Genomic DNA, 18,186 nt, shown 5'->3' with positions numbered 1-18,186 from the left:
AGGGTTTGTCTTTCCTCGTTTGTTGTTTTATCTGCAATATTCCTTGGATACATATTTTGAATGGAAAGAGTTGATATTCAAATTAAGTACTAAGTGATTAAAAATAATCTACATATAGAGTGACTTAATGTAGGAAGGAAGTTTTAGATAATGAGAGATAGATTATTCCTCTCATCGCCACATATGAGTGATGAAGGTTATGAAATGGAATATATAAAGGAAGCTTTTGATACGAATTGGATTGCTCCTCTCGGGGAAAACGTGAATCAATTTGAAATAGAACTGGCAACTAAGGTAGGGAGTGAAGCCGCTGCAGCCTTATCTTCGGGAACAGCTGCGATTCATTTGGCTCTTAAAGCAGCAGGAGTTGAAGAAGGGGATATTGTGTTTTGTCCGACACTGACATTCTCAGCAACGGCCAACCCGATAATCTATCAAAATGCGATTCCTGTTTTTATAGATAGTGATTACGAGACTTGGAATATGTGTCCTAAAGCTTTGGAAGAAGCTTTTGAGAAATATCCTAATGTGAAAGCCGTAATTGTAGTCCATCTTTATGGACTTTCTGCAGATATGGAAAAGATTATGGAGATATGCAAGAGGTATAAGGTAGCGGTAATTGAGGATGCTGCTGAAAGCTTAGGTACTTATTATAAAGGAAGACATACAGGAACATTTGGTGATTATGGTATTTTCTCTTTTAATGGAAATAAGATTATTACTACTTCTGGTGGTGGGATGCTAGTTTCTAATAATGAAGAACGTATTGCGAAGTCAAGGTTTTGGGCGACTCAGAGTAGAGACCAAGCAAGGCACTATCAACATAGCGAATTAGGATTTAATTACCGGATGAGCAATGTAGTTGCTGGGATTGGTAGAGGTCAGCTTAAGGTATTAGATCAGAGAGTTGAGAAGAAGAATTATATCTTTGATTTTTATAAAAGAGAACTGAGTGAACTTGACGGTGTAGAGTTCATGCCTAGCAATGAGTGGAACAAACCGAATTACTGGTTAAGTTCTATGACTTTGAATGGTATGGTTAGACCGATAGATATTATGGAAGCTCTTGAAAAAGAGAACATAGAGTCAAGACCAATTTGGAAGCCGATGCATATGCAGCCGTTTTTTGAGAAGTATGACTTTGTTGGAACGAATGTTTCGGAGAATCTGTTTGAGAATGGTGTTTGTTTGCCATCTGATACGAAGTTAACGGATGAGGATTTGGAGAGAGTTGTAGAAATCATTAAAGGATTGTGGGTAAGGTAATGAAACCTTCTAAAGGTGGTATTTATAGAAGATTGATAAAAAGATCGATGGATTTCATACTATCTTTGATAGCTATTGTAATCCTCAGTCCCATACTTGTTGTTGTTGCGTTACTTGTAAGAGTTAAGCTGGGTAGTCCAGTGTTGTTTAAACAAAATAGACCAGGGCTGAATGGGAATATTTTTATGATGTATAAGTTTAGAACAATGACGGATGAAAGAGATGAAAATGGAGAGTTACTTCCTGATAGTGTTAGGTTGACGAAGTTTGGAAGGCTACTACGTTCTACATCCCTCGATGAACTTCCAGAACTTTTTAATATTCTAAAAGGGGATATGTCCATTATAGGACCTAGACCATTGTTGGTACAGTATCTGCCACTTTACAATGAGTATCAAAAGCGTCGCCATGAGGTTAGACCTGGATTGTCTGGTTTGGCACAGGTTAGCGGTAGAAATTCTATTAGTTGGGAAGGTAAATTTCATCTCGATGTAGAGTATGTTGATAATGTAAGCTTTATTAGGGATTGGAAGATTATTATTCTAACTATAAAAAAGGTTTTTGTCAGGGAAGGGATTAATTCAGAAGTTGCTGCAACAATGGAGCCTTTCAAGGGGACTAATCAGGAAAGAAGAGAGCTATGAAAAACAAACTTCTCATAATCGGTGCCAGTGGGCATGGGAAAGTGGCGGCTGACATTGCTTTGAAAATGAAAAAATGGGTGAGTATTGCTTTTTTAGATGATGACGCAAGTATCAAATCTTCAATGGGGATAGAAGTCATTGGGAAATCAGCCGAGGCATTTACAAATATTCAAGACTACGACATCTTTGTAGGTATAGGTAATAATTCTACAAGAGAAAAGATCCAGAAGAAGCTTGAAGCTGAAGGTGCAAGCATACCTTCTTTGATTCACCCCAGCGCTGTTATTGGAGAACAAGTTGAGTTGGAATCCGGAACAGTAGTAATGGCTGGAGTTGTGATTAACTGCTGCACCAAAATTGGAAAAGGGTGCATTATTAATACAGGGGCTACGATAGATCATGACAATTCAATTGAAGATTATGTTCATATATCACCAGGTTCTCACTTAGCTGGTACGGTTAAAGTTGGGCAAGGGTCGTGGTTAGGTATTGGTAGTGTAGTAAGCAATAACATTAACATCACTAGCAGTTGCAATGTGGGTGCAGGTGCTGTTGTGGTTAAGGATATAACTGAATCTGGAATCTATATAGGGATTCCAGCTAGGAGAGTTAATAATGGCAAAGATTCTAATATTGGCTAATAACGATGTGGGATTATATAAATTTAGAAAAGAACTCATAGAGGAATTAGTTAAGGATAATGAAGTGCATGTATCTCTACCTAATGGAGATTTTATACCTAAGCTAAAAGAGTTGGGATGTAAATTTATTGAAACACCAATTAGCAGGAGAGGCACTAATCCGATAACTGATTTGAAATTATTAATAAATTACAGAAGAATTATTAAGGATATCAAGCCCGATCTAGTTTTAACATATACGATTAAACCAAACGTTTACGGTGGTTTGGCTTGTAGAATGAGTAATGTACCTTGTATCGCTAATATTACAGGACTAGGAACCGCAGTTGAAAATGGTGGGGTATTGCAAAAAGTTACTTTATTTTTGTATAAGGTATCTTTAAAAAAAGCAAAATGTGTTTTTTTTCAGAATAAAGAGAATGAAGAGTTTATTATAAAGAAGAAGATTATTAGTGGAAATCATAGAATAATACCAGGATCCGGTGTTAATCTGGATTATTACTCTCTATTAGACTATCCATCAGATGAAACAATCAATTTTCTATTTATTGCTCGTGTAATGAAAGAAAAAGGGATCGATCAATATTTAGAAGCCGCTGATTATATTAAGGTAAAGTATCCAAATACAGTGTTTCATATCCTAGGTTTTTGTGAAGATGCTTATGAAGATAAACTGAAAGAAATGCAAGCCAAAGATATTATCAAATATCATGGTATGCAAAGTGATGTTAGAAGATTTCACAAAATCTCTCACTGTACAATTCATCCCACATATTACCCGGAAGGAATGTCAAATGTATTACTGGAAAGTGCTGCTTCTGGTAGGCCAGTTATAACTACCAATAGGAGTGGTTGTCGCGAGATAGTTGACAATGATGTAAATGGGTACATTGTTTTGCAGCAAAATAGCAAAGACCTGATAGAGAAGATTGATAAATTCTTAAGCTTAGATTATAAAACTAAAAGGCAGATGGGGTTAGCAGGTAGAAAGAAAGTAGTGAATGAGTTTGATAGGAAAATTGTAGTGTATTCCTATTTAGAAGAGATTGAGAAAGCCTTGAGGTGACAAAGAGTGGATTATAAGAAAATTATTAAGAATAAAGAATTACGATTTAAGATATTACATTATTTGAAGTTTGTACCAGATTCTTTGATGCTTAAGCTACAATATAGAATGAAAATGGGTAGAAAGCTAAATTGGAAGGATCCGCAACGGTGGACAGAAAAGCTGCAGTGGTACAAGAAATATTACAGAACGCCCCTAATGACGCAATGTGCAGATAAGCTTGAGGTTCGTGAATATATTAAGTCTAAAGGTTTAGAGGGTATATTAAATAAGTTATATGCTGTATATGATAGTGCTGATCAGTTTAATTTAGATTTGTTACCACAAAAGTTTGTTATAAAAACTACTAATGGCAGTGGTACAAACATTTTGTGTAAGGATAAATCTCAATTGCTCCTAGATAAGGTCAAACAATCTCTAAATGATTGGATGTATCGGGATAATTTTTCAGTAGGTCGTGAATGGTCTTATAAAGATATCGTACCAAAAGTAATTGTGGAAGAATATCTAGAAGATAAAAGTAATCCTTTTGATGGTATTAATGATTATAAATTCATTTGTTTCAATGGAAAGGCAAAATACATTGTACTTGATGTCGATAGGAATATAGATCATAAAAGAAATATTTATGACGCGGATTGGAATTTTATTGATGTTAGTACAGACTACCCTAATTTTGGTGACACTGTTCCAATGCCGGAAGGGCTTGATGAAATGTTAAGAGTTGCTAATATACTGGCAGCAGATTTCCCGTTTGTCCGAGTGGATTTGTATTGGGTTAATGGCACAGTTTATTTCGGGGAATTAACATTTTATCCATGGACGGGATATGTTCAATTTGATCCTGATGAGTTTGATTTTATTTTAGGGGGAGAATTTCAGTTACCGATTAGAAAATCATAAGGTGGGGATTTATAATGCGAACAAAAGAAATAGTTAGTGTGGTAACACCAACTTATAATAGAGCATATATTTTGAATAAGTGCTACGAATCATTGAAAATACAGACATCTAAAAGCTTTGTTTGGATGATTGTTGATGATGGTTCTACGGATAACACTGAAGAACTCGTAAACAAGTGGTTAAATGAAGGAATATTAGATATCCATTATTTCAAAAAAAAAAATGGTGGGAAGGCTTCTGCGCTTAATCTAGCTTTGGATAAAGTAGAATCAGAGTACTTTGTTTGTTTAGATTCTGATGACACTTTTGCATTTAATGCAATTGAGTTAGCCTTGAATCAATTACAGCAAATAAAACAAAATAAAAAATACTGTGGCATTTTAGCTCTAAGGACTGCTCCAAATGGAGAAGTATTAGGAGGTAAACAAATACCTGATGGAATAAAAGAAACAACTCTAAGCGATATAAGTAATAAATTTAAAATGCGTTCAGAACTTATTTGTTTTTATAAAACGGGAGTGATTAGCCAACATCGTTTTCCCGAAATCCAAGGGGAAAATTTCATCTCTCCAGCATATATAGAACATGAATTAGGAAAAATGTATAAATTTTTAGTTTCTCGAAATACTTTTTGTTATTGCGAGTATTTACCTGATGGATTAACAAAAAACAAACGAAATGTAATTAAGAAAAATCCAAAAGGATACACTTTGGTTAAACGTCAATCTTTTGAACTAGCTGAGGATTTTAAAGCAAAGAGTAAACACTGTGTAATGTATATATCTGGTTGTATTTTAAGTAGAGATAAGGATTGGTTAAGAAAATCGCCACACAAAATAATGACAATTGTGTACTTCCCTTTAGGATGGCTAGTATATAAATTGCGTTACCGCTAAGTAATTTGGTCTTTATAATTATTTTAGAAAAGATAGGTTATAAATTTTTGAAAAATTACATGTGATAGGCCATGGGACTTTGAAAAATTCATAGGATGTAGTTTATGAAAAGATATTAAAATAGAGCATTGAAGAGGTATTTAGCAATTCAATAAAATCAAAAAATATTAAGAAATTAAGAAAAGAAGTCATTACCTGAATGGGTTAAATTACTCTATAAGTAGCATTTGGAAAAAATTGTTTTACTGTAGATGATATAGTAAGGATGATCTAATGGTTTATTATTTATATATAGCATTTTGGGTTAGTGTTGGCCAATTAGTTCCGAAATCAGTTTTAGGAACTAAAAATATTTCTTTTTGCTACTTATGGTTGATGTTTGCCCTTATGGCTACGGTTGTTTTTCTCAACCCAATTACGGGCGATATGGAACTTTATTTGGATGTATTGGATATTAATAGTAATTTAAATTGGTTTGGGGCAATATCGAATGTTCGATGGGAGCCAGGGTTTGTTTCTTACCAATGGTTGTTAGCACAATTTACTACGTCACACATTGTATTTATTGGAATTTCAATGTTTGTCATGTGGGCAATACTAATTAGTGCATTAAAAAAGGTGGTAGCAGTTAAATATTTGCCACTTCTTATGTTTGGGTATTTAAGTCTTTTTTGTTTTTACAATTTTTCTATGAACGTGGTACGCCAAGGGTTTGCAGCACCACTAATAATTCTTATGCTTGTATATTTAGGAAACAATAAATACAGAAAGGCAATTGTGATTTTTTTGACAGCCCTGACATTCCACCAATCTTCTATTATTGCTGGCCCTTTGTTGGTCATAAAAAGATTAAATGTTTCAGTTAGATTTCTTTGTGTTATTTTTGCGGTTAGCTCTTTATTAATGATAACTGGACTTAACCAGAGACTAATGTCAGACGTAGCAGTAGTCTTTGGAGGTGGTTTAGGAGATGCGGTAATTAGTTATTCATCTGAGGCTATCTTATCCAGATACGGCTCCTCTAACCGTATCGACTTCCTCATTTTTACATCTACTTGGATTCTTTGGGGTCTATGGTTTCGTAGTCGTTATTTGAGTAGTGATGAGTTTTACGTCTGGTTGCTCAAATGCTATATCGCATTAAGTAGTGTGTATATACTATTTGGTTTTATAGGTTATTCGGATAGACTGGCGGCATATGCTTGGTTTTTGATTCCAATCTTAATGTTCTATCCAGCTATTAAAATGCAATCAAAATACCGAAAACATTGGATATTGGTTTGTATGATCATAAGTGTAGTTTTATTTATGTATTTCGATGTATTTTCGTTATATAAGCCTCTCAAATTGTTTTATTGATATAATTGATTTCAATTAAAATTAAAGTTATTTATAGATATGTATCTTTGCTAGAATCCATTGCAAATAGTTAAATCGATTGAGGCAAATCCTTGTGCCTTTTTATTTGTAAAGCATAGCATAATTTTATACCGCTTCTTTACTTTTACTTGGAGCAGTAGTAGTGGCAGGGTTTATATAGGAGGCAATAATGCGAAGCAAAAAGGCTTTATTAAATATTTCTTATTCTTTTTTGTTGCAACTAGTTACTATTGTTTCTAGTTTCATAATCCCAATATATATAATTGGAACATTCGGATCAAATGTAAATGGTGTTATTGTCTCGATAACTCAATTTCTTAGCTATATTACACTTTTAGAATCAGGAGTTGGAGGTGTTGTTCGAGCTGCATTATATAAACCATTAGCAAATAAAGATGTCATTCAAATTAGCAGAATTATTAAAGCTTCGGAAAAATTCTTTAAGGTAATAGCCTATCTTTTTATAGGTTATATTCTTATTATTGCTTTTCTTTTTCCAAGTATCGTTACCAGTGAGTTTGAGGGTATTTACCTTACTATATTAGTTCTAATAATAGGTACAAGCACATTTATACAGTATTATTTTGGTATTACTTATAGTGTGTTATTACAAGCAGACCAGAGTTTATATATCACCTCATTTTTTCAAATTATTACTTTAATTGTAAATACTATAATTACTGTAGTTTTGATTAATATGGGTTTTGGTATTCACATTGTAATGCTTGGTAGTGCAGCTATATTTGTGTTGAGACCAATTCTATTACAAATATATGTTAAGAGAAGATATAAATTGATCTCTAATTGCGAAGCGGATAGTACTTCAATCCAACAGAGATGGGATGGCCTAGGACATCATATTGCCTTTTTTTTGCATAGAAATACAGCTGTAGTAGTATTGACCTTTTTCACAAATATAAGAGAAGTTTCGGTGTACTCTGTTTATTATATGGTAGTTGTAGGAATACAAAAACTTGTTAATACTTTCACGTCTGGTGTAGAAGCAATGTTTGGAGATATGATTGCAAAAGGAGAAAAAACTGCACTACAAAGAAATTTCAGATTATTCGAGTTTGTATCATATACAGCTACAACCGTACTATTTACTAGTACTGCGTTATTGATATTACCATTTGTTCAAATTTATACAGATGGCATAACAGATGCTGATTATTATAGGCCGTTATTTGCCTATGTATTAGTTGCGGCAGAGGCTATTTATTGTATTAGATTACCTTATCATGCAGTTGTACTAGCAGCAGGTCATTTTAAGCAAACCAAAAAGGGTGCTTACACAGAAGCAATAATTAATATTGTTTTATCAATAATACTAGTTAACTTCATGGGTATTTTGGGAGCTGCTATAGCAACATTTGTTGCTATGATATATAGAACTGTCCAGTATGCTGTCTATTTATCCAAAAACATTTTACAAAGGGACATTTTTGTATTTATTAAAAGAATTCTTGTAAGCTTAATAGCCGTGTTAATGACTGTTTTGTTTATAAAATTAGTACCTATTATCGAAATCAACACATATGTAGATTGGGTTGTATATGCAATAAGCATTACAATTATATCATTAACAATTAATATATTTTTAAGTTTAATATTTTATACAGAAGATATTAGGCGGATTATGGGTTTGGTTAAAAGATTTACTACTAAGAAGAAAAATAAGTATAAGTAATTTTTTAAAAAAATTGTGTAATTAACTAAAATACAATTTCAAATAAGCGAGCGCAAAGGACGGTTTTATATGTATAAAATAGCAGTAGCAGGAACAGGCTATGTCGGCTTAGTGGCAGGTGTATGTTTTGCCGAAGTCGGTCATCAAGTAACCTGTGTTGATATAGATGAAAATAAAGTAAACGTAATGAAGTCAGGGATTTCTCCTATCTATGAAGCTGATTTGGAACAATTAATGCAGAAGAATTATGCAGCTGGAAGAATTGATTATACTACGGATTATAAATCAGCTTATAAAGATGCAGATGCAATATTTATTGGCGTCGGTACTCCAGAGCAGCCAGATGGGTCTGCTAACCTTTCCTTTATCGCAACGGTTGCAAGGCAAATTGCTGAATCGGTAGAAAAGGACTGCCTTGTAGTTGTGAAGTCAACAGTCCCGGTTGGCACGAATGATAAAGTAGATCAGTTTATTCAAGACTTTTTAGTTAATGATGTAAAAGTAGAAGTTGTATCGAACCCAGAATTCTTGGCACAAGGTTCTGCTGTCCATGATACGCTACATGCCGAAAGGATTATTATCGGAACAGAAAGTAAATGGGCTGAAGAACGGATGCAGAATATTTATGAGCCATTTCATTTACCTGTTGTTTCAGTTAATAGAAGATCCGCAGAAATGATCAAGTATGCATCAAATGATTTTCTTGCCCTTAAAATCTCTTATATGAATGATATTGCAAATCTTTGTGAACTGGTTGGTGCGGATGTTCAAGATGTTGCTAGAGGGATGAGCTTCGACAATCGTATTGGAAGCAAGTTTTTAAATGCTGGTATTGGTTATGGCGGTTCATGTTTTCCTAAGGATACTAAAGCGTTGGAGTATCTGGCAAGACAAAACGGTTATGAGCTAAAAACTGTCAAAGCAGCCATTGATGTAAACAAAGACCAAAAGACGATGTTATATAAAAAGGCTAGTAAAAGACTCATTACTTTTAACGGTCTTAAGGTAGCTGTACTAGGATTGACATTTAAGCCTGGTACTGACGATTTAAGAGAAGCTGCATCTCTTGAGAACGTGCCTTTATTATTAGAACAAGGTGCAGATATTTATGCGTATGATCCTGTTGGAGCGGAGAACTTTGCTAGGGTGCATCCAGAAGGTAAGAATGGCAAAGGCAGTATAACATATGTCGCGAATATAGAGCATGCTTTAGAAGGGGCAAATGTCTGCTTTGTCTTTACGGAATGGGGAGAAGTGAAGGCATTAACGCCTGAAACGTATAAGAAGTTGATGAGAACGCCTTTAGTATATGACGGAAGAAATGTTTATCGTGTTGAAGAGATGCAAGATGCAGGGGTAGAGTATCATTCTATTGGAAGAAAACCTGCAACTAGAGAAGGTAAAAAGGAGTCTAAGAACCTTGAATTACAAATCCCTAGATCATAATAAAACATATCTTATCACTGGTGTAGCAGGTTTCATTGGATTTTTCTTATCTAGGAAACTATTAGAACAGGGCTGTAGAGTAATCGGTGTTGATAATATAAATGATTACTATGACGTGAATCTTAAATATACTCGTTTGGGGCAACTGGAACCTTATGATAAATTTACCTTTATTAAAGGAGATATTTCAGATAAGACGATGATCACCAGTATCTTTGAAGAGCACAAGCCTAATATTGTGATAAATCTAGCTGCCCAAGCTGGAGTACGATACTCAATAGAGAATCCAGATGTGTATATTCAAAGCAATATCATCGGTTTTTATAACATCCTTGAAGCATGCAGACATAATCCAGTAGATCATCTTGTATACGCATCATCCAGTTCAGTTTATGGAGCCAATAAAAAAGTTCCATTTGAAGAAACAGATTTTGTAGACAACCCTGTATCACTTTATGCATCTACTAAGAAATCCAATGAATTGATGGCTCATACATATAGTCATCTATATAATATCCCTGCTACCGGGCTTCGATTCTTTACGGTTTATGGCCCTATGGGACGACCGGATATGGCCTACTTTGGATTTACTGATAAGTATTTTGCCGATGAGCCAATTAAAATCTTTAATAATGGTGATTTTGAAAATGACTTATATAGAGACTTCACCTACATTGATGACATTGTGGAAGGTATTGAGCGGCTTCTTTCCAATCCTTCAGTTGGAGATAATACTGTTCCTCACAAAGTATTTAACATTGGAAATAACAATCCTGAAAAGTTGATGTTTTTTATTGAAACTTTGGAGAAATGTTTGAGTAATGCTATTGGCAGAGAGGTAGTATTTGAAAAGGTTTTCGAGCCTATCAAGCCAGGAGATGTACCTGCTACTTATGCTTCGACTGAATTATTGCAGAAGGCTGTGGCTTTTAAACCAGAGACTTCGATAGAAGAAGGCTTACAGAATTTCGCGGATTGGTATGTGGAGTATTATAGGTTATAAGTAAAACGACTGAAGAAGCTTAGTATTTAATTAGAAAGATGTGACGGATGGACAGGCAATGAAAAACATCTTTGAATTTCGGGTGCCTGTCTATTAGAAATTACTCGAAAGATTAAAAGAGACAGAGAGTCATTGAAAAGCTCTTTGTCTTTTTTGAACACTTTCTTTTGGCCGTGATATCTAGCTCTTTACGGATATCTGGTTTAAAGTGATACAAAGTTGGCTCATGTTTTCTTTGGAAGTAATTATTCTTAAGATACAGAAGAGTTCTTTCCATTTTTCCTTTGGTTTGTAGGCGATGAAGTTTACATGCTATTGGGACATTTCATTAATAAGCTAGAAAATTACGAATATCTTCTAAGATTCATAACGACTATTTTCATATTGTCATAGAGAATTTGTTCCGGCAGTCCATTAAAGTAGGAAAGGGGCATTCATATGGCATTTGTTTTTAATTCCACGTGGATTAACTTGAAACTATTATGAATGCATTTTTCAAGAGTGACATACACCTCATACATGCCTACATCCGCTCAATCCATCTGAGCTTGATTTACTGGTGGTGTTTCAAATCTTACTGTGGCTTGTTTTTTTGGGAGAACCCAATAGTGTTTAACATACTCTCGAAGAATTGTTGTTTTCCTATTTTAACCCAGGGGTAGGAATTTCTTCAAAAAGGATCATACAACTCGCCGTTCCTTCTTGAAATCTTTGAAGAACATATGGCTTAAATACATCTAATCTACTCTCCCTAATTTTCCGCAAATTGATTGAGGTACTTGATCTAAGGGTTTTTTAGGTTGAGTTAGTTGTATTACCATAAGAGGACTACACATTGATAATTTACTTTTATTAGGACTTTACATTTTTTTTGTGCTTGATAATAAAAAATTCTAAGGAGAAATAATGAATATAAATTACAGTTTGGATTTGTCTACAATATCTAGGGAGTTAAGATTATTACTTGAAATTATGAAGAGGGAACATGAGGACAGTATATGGACGCTAAAAAAAGAATTGGTAAAAGATATTGATTGGGAGTTATTCCTTAAATTAGCAAATCATCATCGTATTTACCCAATAATTTATTTAAAGATAAAAATGATTGATGGAAATATGATACCAACACGTGTTATCGAAATTTTGCATCAAAAATATAAAGAAAATACATATCATATGCTCCGATTAGCGGCAGAAATGGAAATTGTGAGTAAAATATTTACCGAAAATCATATTCGTCTTCTTTTCTTAAAGGGACCAGTTATTGCTCAAGATATGTACGGAGATATATCGTTAAGAACTTCAAAGGATTTAGATATTTTAGTACCAATAAACGACATAAGTAAGGCAGAAGAGCTTCTTTTGAAGTATGGATACATGAGAGAGGAATCTTCAATGGCATTTGACAATTGGAGATGGATGACACATCACGTAACATACTTCCATCCTCAAAAAAAAGTTCAGATTGAAATACATTGGAGACTTCACCCTCCTCCTGGGAAAGAACCAAGTTTTGATGAATTGTGGGAACGAAAAAGGGTCAGTACACTAACTACCTATCCAGTCAATTTTTTTGGTAAAGAGGATTTGTTTATTTACCTTGTGGATCATGGCGCAAGGCATGGTTGGTTTCGGCTTCGGTGGTTAGTTGATATTGATAAAATAATAAGAAAAAGAAATGATAAAGAAAATATTAATTTACTTCTAAAAAAATATCTACATTACAATAATATAGGACAAGCATTTATTTTAGCTAATAAGTTATTGAATACCCCAATCCCTGAAGAGATGAAATCAATATCAACAGGAAAACGTACAAGTAAACTAGCTCAATTTTCTATTTTTTATATAGTGAAAAAGGGTGATTTAGAAATAAACCAATATAATGATAAATCGTTAAATTATAGTAATAATTTAATGAAGTTAAATTTGCAAAAGTCGTTAGTAAATCGTTATTTGTTTTCAATGAAATCGAATCTGCAGAAGATATTTTTCGTTTTACAATTACTTTATCCAAGCCATGAGGATTCAGTAATATTAAAGTTGCCTAAACCACTTTATTTTTTATACTTTCCATTACGCCCTTTTTTATGGGCTTGGAGAAAGACGAGGAAACAGAGTGTATAAAAATGAAGGGTGACAAATAATTGAATTTATTTTATGGATTTTTCTCTTGTAAGAGTTTAGACTTTCTTTGCATAATTTTGTATTTGCAGCTTGCTATTGCTTGAGTTCTAACTCTATTTTGATATTATTTATCCCGAATTTTCAATTAATATACAATCTTTTTAATTGAGTGAATCACCCACATATTAAATGTGGGTTTTTACACTTGTCAGCGTTGGCGCTAAAATGATATCTCCGTAATTATGTTTTCTACCAGCCCCCAATAATATTCTTCTAAAAAAATTTAGGGTGTCCGTTTTAGATAACTTGCTATTTATGATTTTACCAAAATTACTGAAGAACATAAGCGTTGATGTTTGACATCTGATTATAGTTTCTCATCGGTTTTACCTGAGTCTTATCTGCTTTTATAATAGCTATTTTCCTTTTTGGTCTTATTAAAGGGCTTCACATAAGTATTTTCTCTATCTTTCAAATGCTAATATCAATCATACTGCGTCCATATTTCACGTATTGTATAAATTCCGTGTTTCTGACTGTGGAGAAATTTATGAAGACTTCAAATTGGTTTATAGTGGTGAGAATCTTGAGGTGGGAGAAAAAGCCCTTCTAACTAATGTTGACAATTGGGAATAAATATAAAAAGTGACGAAATTATTACAGCAAAACCCCAATATCTTACATTTTATAGTTTCTAAATCGATTTGGAGAAGCATCTATTCCACTAATTTAATTGAATCTATTAATAAGCAGATTAAGAAATATAGTAAACGCAATAAACAATTCCCAAACGAAGAATCCCTTTAATGATTCCCAGTCTCCCAGTATGAGAACTATAACCAACTTACATGTTGCCATTTAGGGTTTGATCAAGCTCTATCAGACCTGACTGAGATGTTGAAAAATTAAATGAACGACTACAAGAAAATATCTTTATTTTTTTGATGGTACTTTAAACAATGACATGGTTATTGAAAACTTAGTTTAAATGATATTGACTGTTGTTTCAGGTTTAATAAGTCTTTTAATAAGATTTGATGATGTCAGGATTGGATTACAAATAAAGAATATTGACCTTTTTATGAAGGGAAAAGGAAGAAGAACATGTATGAATGATTGGTATTCTAATATATATTCAAAGAAGATAACAAGGACTAGTATAGGCTTTTTAAATATAGATTAAAAGTTATTGACATGGGCATAAATAGGTGGTAATTTTAGCTTATGTAATTCGTTATTAAGAACAACAAGTTCTTAAAATAGTACGGTAATATTGTTTATTCTTACGTTGAGGGAGATACGCTCATCTAAAGATTTTGAACACAAATAACTCAAAGGTGGTTGCCTGAGTCGATAAAGAAAGGGTGAATTCTAATGCCTCTATTTCAAATGAGAGAAATATGGACACCCTTAAAGTTAGTAGGGGTTAAGTTTTTTAGGTCAGATGATAGAAGTATTTTCATCAAGGTTTTTAATAAACATCGAAGGAAGATAAAGTAATAGTGAATGGTGATGTACTTTGAACTGTACATTTTTTTCAAATTTAATGGAATGAAAATACTAGTCACTATGAGTATAGAAAACTAGAATGAGTAGAATATATTAGTACTCTATGAAATTTATATACATAACAAAGTAAGCAGGGGGAAAACCATGAGTGCTATAACCGGTATTTATCATTTGAATGAAGAGCCTGTTAATCTCCAGCAGTGTCGTATATTGATGTCAGGATTACAAAAATATCCTGCTGATTCTATCCAAATATGGCATTCAGATAAGGTTTTTCTCGGTTGTCACGCTCAATGGATTACTCCTGAATCTGTAGGTGAACAGCTCCCGTTTTACGATTTTGAAAGGCGATGTACAATCACTGCTGATGCTATTATTGATAATCGTGAAGATTTATTTCAGATGTTACAAGTTAAACCATTAGATCAAAAAGGCATGACTGATAGCGAACTGATTCTCCTTTCTTACTATAAGTGGGAGGAAGATGCACCTAAGTTCTTAGTAGGGGATTTTGCTTTTGTGATTTGGGACGAAAAGAGACAGAAGATGTTTGGGGCAAGAGATTTCTCAGGCAGCAGGACGCTTTATTATCACCAAAGTCATCAGAAATTTGCATTTTGTACAACTATTGATCCGCTTTTGTCACTACCATTTATCGAAAAAAAATTAAATGAGCAGTGGTTGTCTGAATATTTGGCGATATCCGGAATGATAGATGCGGTAGATTCTACAATAACGCCTTATAAAAATATATATCAGATACCACCATCTCATAGCATAACAATTGAGAAAAATAAGCTGACTCTAAAAAGATATTCCTATTTAACTCAAGGGAAAAGACTAAAGCTGAAGTCAAATGAAGAATATATCGAAGCATTTCAAAGTGTCTTTCAGGAGGCTGTAACCTCTCGATTAAGGACACATCGAAAAGTTGGAGCGCAATTGAGTGGAGGCTTAGATTCAGGAGCTGTTGTGGGCTTTGCTGTAAAGAAGCTACAAAGTGAAAACAATAAACTGCATACATATAGTTATATTCCTCCCGAAGATTTTAAAGACTTTACTCCTAAAAACTTATTAGCAGATGAGCGGCCTTTCATTAAATCTACAGTAAATCATGTTGGTGGTATTACAGATCATTACTGTGACTTTAAGGGAAAAGACTCCTATTCTGAAATTGAAGATTTTCTTGACATCATGGAAATGCCATATAAGTTTTTTGAAAATTCCTTTTGGTTGAAGGGGATGTTTGAAAAGGCAAATGAGGAAGACATAGGGGTATTACTTAATGGTGATAGAGGGAATTTTTCAATTTCATGGGGGTTCCCTTTAGAGTATTACTCTCTCCTTTTAAAAAGATTAAAATGGATTCGCCTTTATCAGGAGTTGGACCAATATAGGAGAAATGTTGGTGGATCTAGATTACGTAAAGTGAAAACTATTGCGAGGATTGGATTTCCAATTATTGATCGTGTCTTTCCAGAAGGTGTTCCATATAAAATTCCTACTTTAATAAATCCTGGCTTCGCAGAAAAGACGGGCGTATATGAAAAATTCAAAGAACACGGTATTGATCAAACAGGATGGTATTCAAATTCTGACATATTTAATGAAAGAAAAAAGCACTTTGAAGATGTCTTCCAGTGGAATGCAGGGAGTACACTTTCCGCAAAGCTTTCCTTACGATATAAGTTGTGGAAACGAGATCCAACCAATGATATACGTGTAATTCGTTTTTGTTTATCTCTCCCAGAAAATCAATATGTACAAAATGGTGTGGATCGTGCACTTGTTCGAAATGCAACAGTAAATTACTTACCTGATAAAGTCAGATTAAACCAGCGATACAGGGGTGTCCAAGGAGCTGACTGGGTTCACCGTATGCTTCCTAAATGGGGACAATTAATAGAGGAGATAGAGCAGCTTAGCACAGATAAAGAAGCTCTAGAATATCTAGATGGTCAAGCGATAAACAAAGCGCTAATCAAGATTAAAGAAGGCGCTAGGCCAGAATTTGCTCCTGATCCTGAATATAAGTTTCTAATGCGCAGTTTAATCGTGTATCGATTTTTAAAACAGTTTAATTAAAAGGAGGTGAATACATATGAAAAAGGAATGGAAAAAACCTGAATTAGAAGTTCTTGATGTTAATAAAACAATGCTTGGAACAGATGGTGATTACACGGATGCCTCATTTCCAGCAGGCACTAATAAAGGGGATATAACTTTTAGTTAATTTCTCCCTTACGTACATGTAGATTGCAAAGTTAAAGACCTGAGCCCCTATTTATCGAGTTAATAGGGGTCTGTCTTGAAAATTCATTTAGTAATTTATTACTTCCTTAGATGAAATCGTTAATATTTGGGGGTATTTATATGATCGGTATTGAAAAAAAGACTGTTTATGAAGCTTTTGGTTTAACAGTTTCAAGTGAAATCCCTCTACCGGAATTACTTCATATTAATATAGAGGGTGATATAACGGATATTGTTATTGAAAAAGCCGACCTCTATCCATTATGGAACGAGCATTCGGATCCTAATGAAGATTTTGTCATTAATAAAGATTGGATTATGTTCCATGTGTCAGGAACAGCCATTTTTTTGATACAAAGCGGAAATAGAATAGTAGTTTCACCATTTAATGGGGCTTATGATGATGAAATTCGACTGTATATCCTCGGTACTTGTATGGGAGCAATATTGATGCAAAGAAAGATTCTTCCTTTACATGGAAGTGCTGTAGCCATAGATGGAAAGGCATATGCGATTGTTGGTGATTCTGGTGCTGGGAAATCTACTCTTGCTTCAGCGTTATTAAAAAAAGGCTATCAGCTCATAAGTGATGATGTCATACCAGTAACACTTACTAATGAAAATGTACCATTTGTAACACCTTCCTATCCTCAACAGAAATTATGGTTGGAAAGCTTAAATCATTTTGAAATGGATTCAACTAATTATCAATCACTCACTGTTAGAGAAAATAAATTCGCTATCCCTGTTCAAAATCAGTTTGTTACCGATCGACTCCCACTTGCTGGTGTATTTGAATTGGTCAAGGGAGATAATGACGAGATTGAAGTGAAACCTATAGAACATCTCCAAAGATTTTATAAGTTGTACTATCATACATATCGTAATTCTTTTATTCAACAGTCTGGATTAATGGACTGGCATTTTAATATCTCCGCTAAAATGATCAAAAAAATTGATTTTTATCAATTACGTCGACCTACAAACCGTTTCACCGCTCCAGACCTATCGGATTTAATAGTAAACATGCTAAAAATGGAGGAAATAGTACATGATTAAAAACCATAGAGTTTCTGAGAAACATTTATATAGCCAAAGTCCAGGAAACATTGTTAGTGATATGGATGGAGAAAAAGTGATGTTAAGCGTTCACAAAGGTAAGTATTATAATTTAGGGGAATTGGGTGGAGAAATATGGGAGCTAATGAAGGAGCCCATTACGATTCATGAGTTAGTTACAAAATTACTGTCTCAATATGATGTAACTCAAACCGAGTGTGAAGAACAAGTCACTGCTTTTTTAAGTCAATTGTTAGAGCAAGACTTAGTTAATATTAAAGAAAGCATTAATTCCTAGTATCA

16 protein-coding genes are annotated in these 18,186 nt (G+C 33.9%); all 16 read left to right on the top strand.

Annotation, left to right across the window (positions count from 1 at the left end):
• Nucleotides 1-150 precede the first annotated feature (150 nt).
• Nucleotides 151-1,266, top strand: a complete 1,116-nt coding sequence (locus NST21_RS19880) for a DegT/DnrJ/EryC1/StrS family aminotransferase (protein WP_340890844.1) — start codon at nucleotides 151-153, stop codon at nucleotides 1,264-1,266.
• Complete coding sequence (locus NST21_RS19875) at nucleotides 1,266-1,910, top strand: sugar transferase (protein ID WP_340890842.1); 645 nt, start codon at nucleotides 1,266-1,268, stop codon at nucleotides 1,908-1,910. Before NST21_RS19880 ends, NST21_RS19875 begins: the two co-directional genes overlap by 1 nt.
• The gene (locus NST21_RS19870; protein WP_340890840.1) at nucleotides 1,907-2,551 is read left to right on the top strand and encodes an acetyltransferase; all 645 of its coding nucleotides are present in this window, start codon (nucleotides 1,907-1,909) and stop codon (nucleotides 2,549-2,551) included. The genes NST21_RS19875 and NST21_RS19870 overlap by 4 nt, the downstream gene beginning before the upstream one ends.
• A complete protein-coding gene (locus NST21_RS19865) occupies nucleotides 2,526-3,617 on the top strand; it encodes a glycosyltransferase family 4 protein (RefSeq protein WP_340890839.1) in 1,092 nt (363 codons plus the stop codon). Before NST21_RS19870 ends, NST21_RS19865 begins: the two co-directional genes overlap by 26 nt.
• Nucleotides 3,618-3,623: 6 nt before the next feature.
• Nucleotides 3,624-4,520: an ATP-grasp fold amidoligase family protein gene (locus tag NST21_RS19860; RefSeq protein ID WP_340890838.1), complete on the top strand. Its 897-nt coding sequence runs from the start codon at nucleotides 3,624-3,626 to the stop codon at nucleotides 4,518-4,520.
• 14 nt (nucleotides 4,521-4,534) lie between these two features.
• Nucleotides 4,535-5,416 carry a glycosyltransferase family A protein gene (locus NST21_RS19855; protein WP_340890837.1) on the top strand — a complete coding sequence of 294 codons (882 nt, stop codon included), beginning with the start codon at nucleotides 4,535-4,537 and terminating at the stop codon, nucleotides 5,414-5,416.
• 273 nt (nucleotides 5,417-5,689) lie between these two features.
• Entirely contained in the window at nucleotides 5,690-6,775 is a 1,086-nt protein-coding gene (locus tag NST21_RS19850) for an EpsG family protein (RefSeq protein WP_340890836.1), read from the top strand.
• 190 nt (nucleotides 6,776-6,965) lie between these two features.
• Nucleotides 6,966-8,486 carry a lipopolysaccharide biosynthesis protein gene (locus tag NST21_RS19845; protein ID WP_340890834.1) on the top strand — a complete coding sequence of 507 codons (1,521 nt, stop codon included), beginning with the start codon at nucleotides 6,966-6,968 and terminating at the stop codon, nucleotides 8,484-8,486.
• A 69-nt stretch (nucleotides 8,487-8,555) separates the two neighbouring features.
• Nucleotides 8,556-9,932, top strand: coding sequence for a UDP-glucose dehydrogenase family protein (locus tag NST21_RS19840; RefSeq protein WP_340890832.1), 1,377 nt, complete (start codon nucleotides 8,556-8,558; stop codon nucleotides 9,930-9,932).
• Nucleotides 9,907-10,935 (top strand): GDP-mannose 4,6-dehydratase, encoded by a 1,029-nt coding sequence (locus NST21_RS19835; protein WP_340890831.1) that lies wholly within the window; start codon nucleotides 9,907-9,909, stop codon nucleotides 10,933-10,935. Before NST21_RS19840 ends, NST21_RS19835 begins: the two co-directional genes overlap by 26 nt.
• Before the next feature lie 906 nt (nucleotides 10,936-11,841).
• On the top strand, nucleotides 11,842-13,062 hold the full coding sequence (locus NST21_RS19830) for a nucleotidyltransferase domain-containing protein (RefSeq protein ID WP_340890830.1): 1,221 nt from the start codon (nucleotides 11,842-11,844) through the stop codon (nucleotides 13,060-13,062).
• Nucleotides 13,063-13,707: 645 nt separating this feature from the next.
• Entirely contained in the window at nucleotides 13,708-13,869 is a 162-nt protein-coding gene (locus tag NST21_RS28920) for a transposase (RefSeq protein ID WP_445670532.1), read from the top strand.
• Nucleotides 13,870-14,715: 846 nt separating this feature from the next.
• A complete protein-coding gene (locus tag NST21_RS19825; protein WP_340890829.1) occupies nucleotides 14,716-16,656 on the top strand; it encodes a lasso peptide isopeptide bond-forming cyclase in 1,941 nt (646 codons plus the stop codon).
• Between the two features lie 16 nt (nucleotides 16,657-16,672).
• Nucleotides 16,673-16,804, top strand: a complete 132-nt coding sequence (locus NST21_RS19820) for a paeninodin family lasso peptide (RefSeq protein WP_340890828.1) — start codon at nucleotides 16,673-16,675, stop codon at nucleotides 16,802-16,804.
• A 140-nt stretch (nucleotides 16,805-16,944) separates the two neighbouring features.
• Nucleotides 16,945-17,883, top strand: coding sequence for an HPr kinase/phosphorylase (locus NST21_RS19815; RefSeq protein WP_340890827.1), 939 nt, complete (start codon nucleotides 16,945-16,947; stop codon nucleotides 17,881-17,883).
• On the top strand, nucleotides 17,876-18,181 hold the full coding sequence (locus tag NST21_RS19810; protein ID WP_340890825.1) for a lasso peptide biosynthesis PqqD family chaperone: 306 nt from the start codon (nucleotides 17,876-17,878) through the stop codon (nucleotides 18,179-18,181). Before NST21_RS19815 ends, NST21_RS19810 begins: the two co-directional genes overlap by 8 nt.
• Nucleotides 18,182-18,186: the final 5 nt, after the last annotated feature.

The sequence above is a fragment of the Peribacillus sp. FSL K6-1552 genome (assembly GCF_038005205.1).
Taxonomy (GTDB): domain Bacteria; phylum Bacillota; class Bacilli; order Bacillales; family DSM-1321; genus Peribacillus; species Peribacillus butanolivorans.
This window is presented reverse-complemented; position numbering and strand designations above follow the sequence as displayed.

Excerpts from the sequence above, each read along its gene's own strand:
- NST21_RS19850 (WP_340890836.1), top strand. The coding sequence starts at position 5,690 with ATGGTTTATTATTTATATATAGCATTTTGGGTTAGTGTTGGCCAATTA.
- NST21_RS19820 (WP_340890828.1), top strand. The coding sequence starts at position 16,673 with ATGAAAAAGGAATGGAAAAAACCTGAATTAGAAGTTCTTGATGTTAAT.
- NST21_RS19845 (WP_340890834.1), top strand. The coding sequence starts at position 6,966 with ATGCGAAGCAAAAAGGCTTTATTAAATATTTCTTATTCTTTTTTGTTG.
- NST21_RS19825 (WP_340890829.1), top strand. The coding sequence starts at position 14,716 with ATGAGTGCTATAACCGGTATTTATCATTTGAATGAAGAGCCTGTTAAT.
- NST21_RS19880 (WP_340890844.1), top strand. The coding sequence starts at position 151 with ATGAGAGATAGATTATTCCTCTCATCGCCACATATGAGTGATGAAGGT.
- NST21_RS19815 (WP_340890827.1), top strand. The coding sequence starts at position 16,945 with ATGATCGGTATTGAAAAAAAGACTGTTTATGAAGCTTTTGGTTTAACA.
- NST21_RS19870 (WP_340890840.1), top strand. The coding sequence starts at position 1,907 with ATGAAAAACAAACTTCTCATAATCGGTGCCAGTGGGCATGGGAAAGTG.
- NST21_RS19865 (WP_340890839.1), top strand. The coding sequence starts at position 2,526 with ATGGCAAAGATTCTAATATTGGCTAATAACGATGTGGGATTATATAAA.
- NST21_RS19810 (WP_340890825.1), top strand. The coding sequence starts at position 17,876 with ATGATTAAAAACCATAGAGTTTCTGAGAAACATTTATATAGCCAAAGT.
- NST21_RS19875 (WP_340890842.1), top strand. The coding sequence starts at position 1,266 with ATGAAACCTTCTAAAGGTGGTATTTATAGAAGATTGATAAAAAGATCG.
- NST21_RS19840 (WP_340890832.1), top strand. The coding sequence starts at position 8,556 with ATGTATAAAATAGCAGTAGCAGGAACAGGCTATGTCGGCTTAGTGGCA.
- NST21_RS19855 (WP_340890837.1), top strand. The coding sequence starts at position 4,535 with ATGCGAACAAAAGAAATAGTTAGTGTGGTAACACCAACTTATAATAGA.
- NST21_RS19830 (WP_340890830.1), top strand. The coding sequence starts at position 11,842 with ATGAATATAAATTACAGTTTGGATTTGTCTACAATATCTAGGGAGTTA.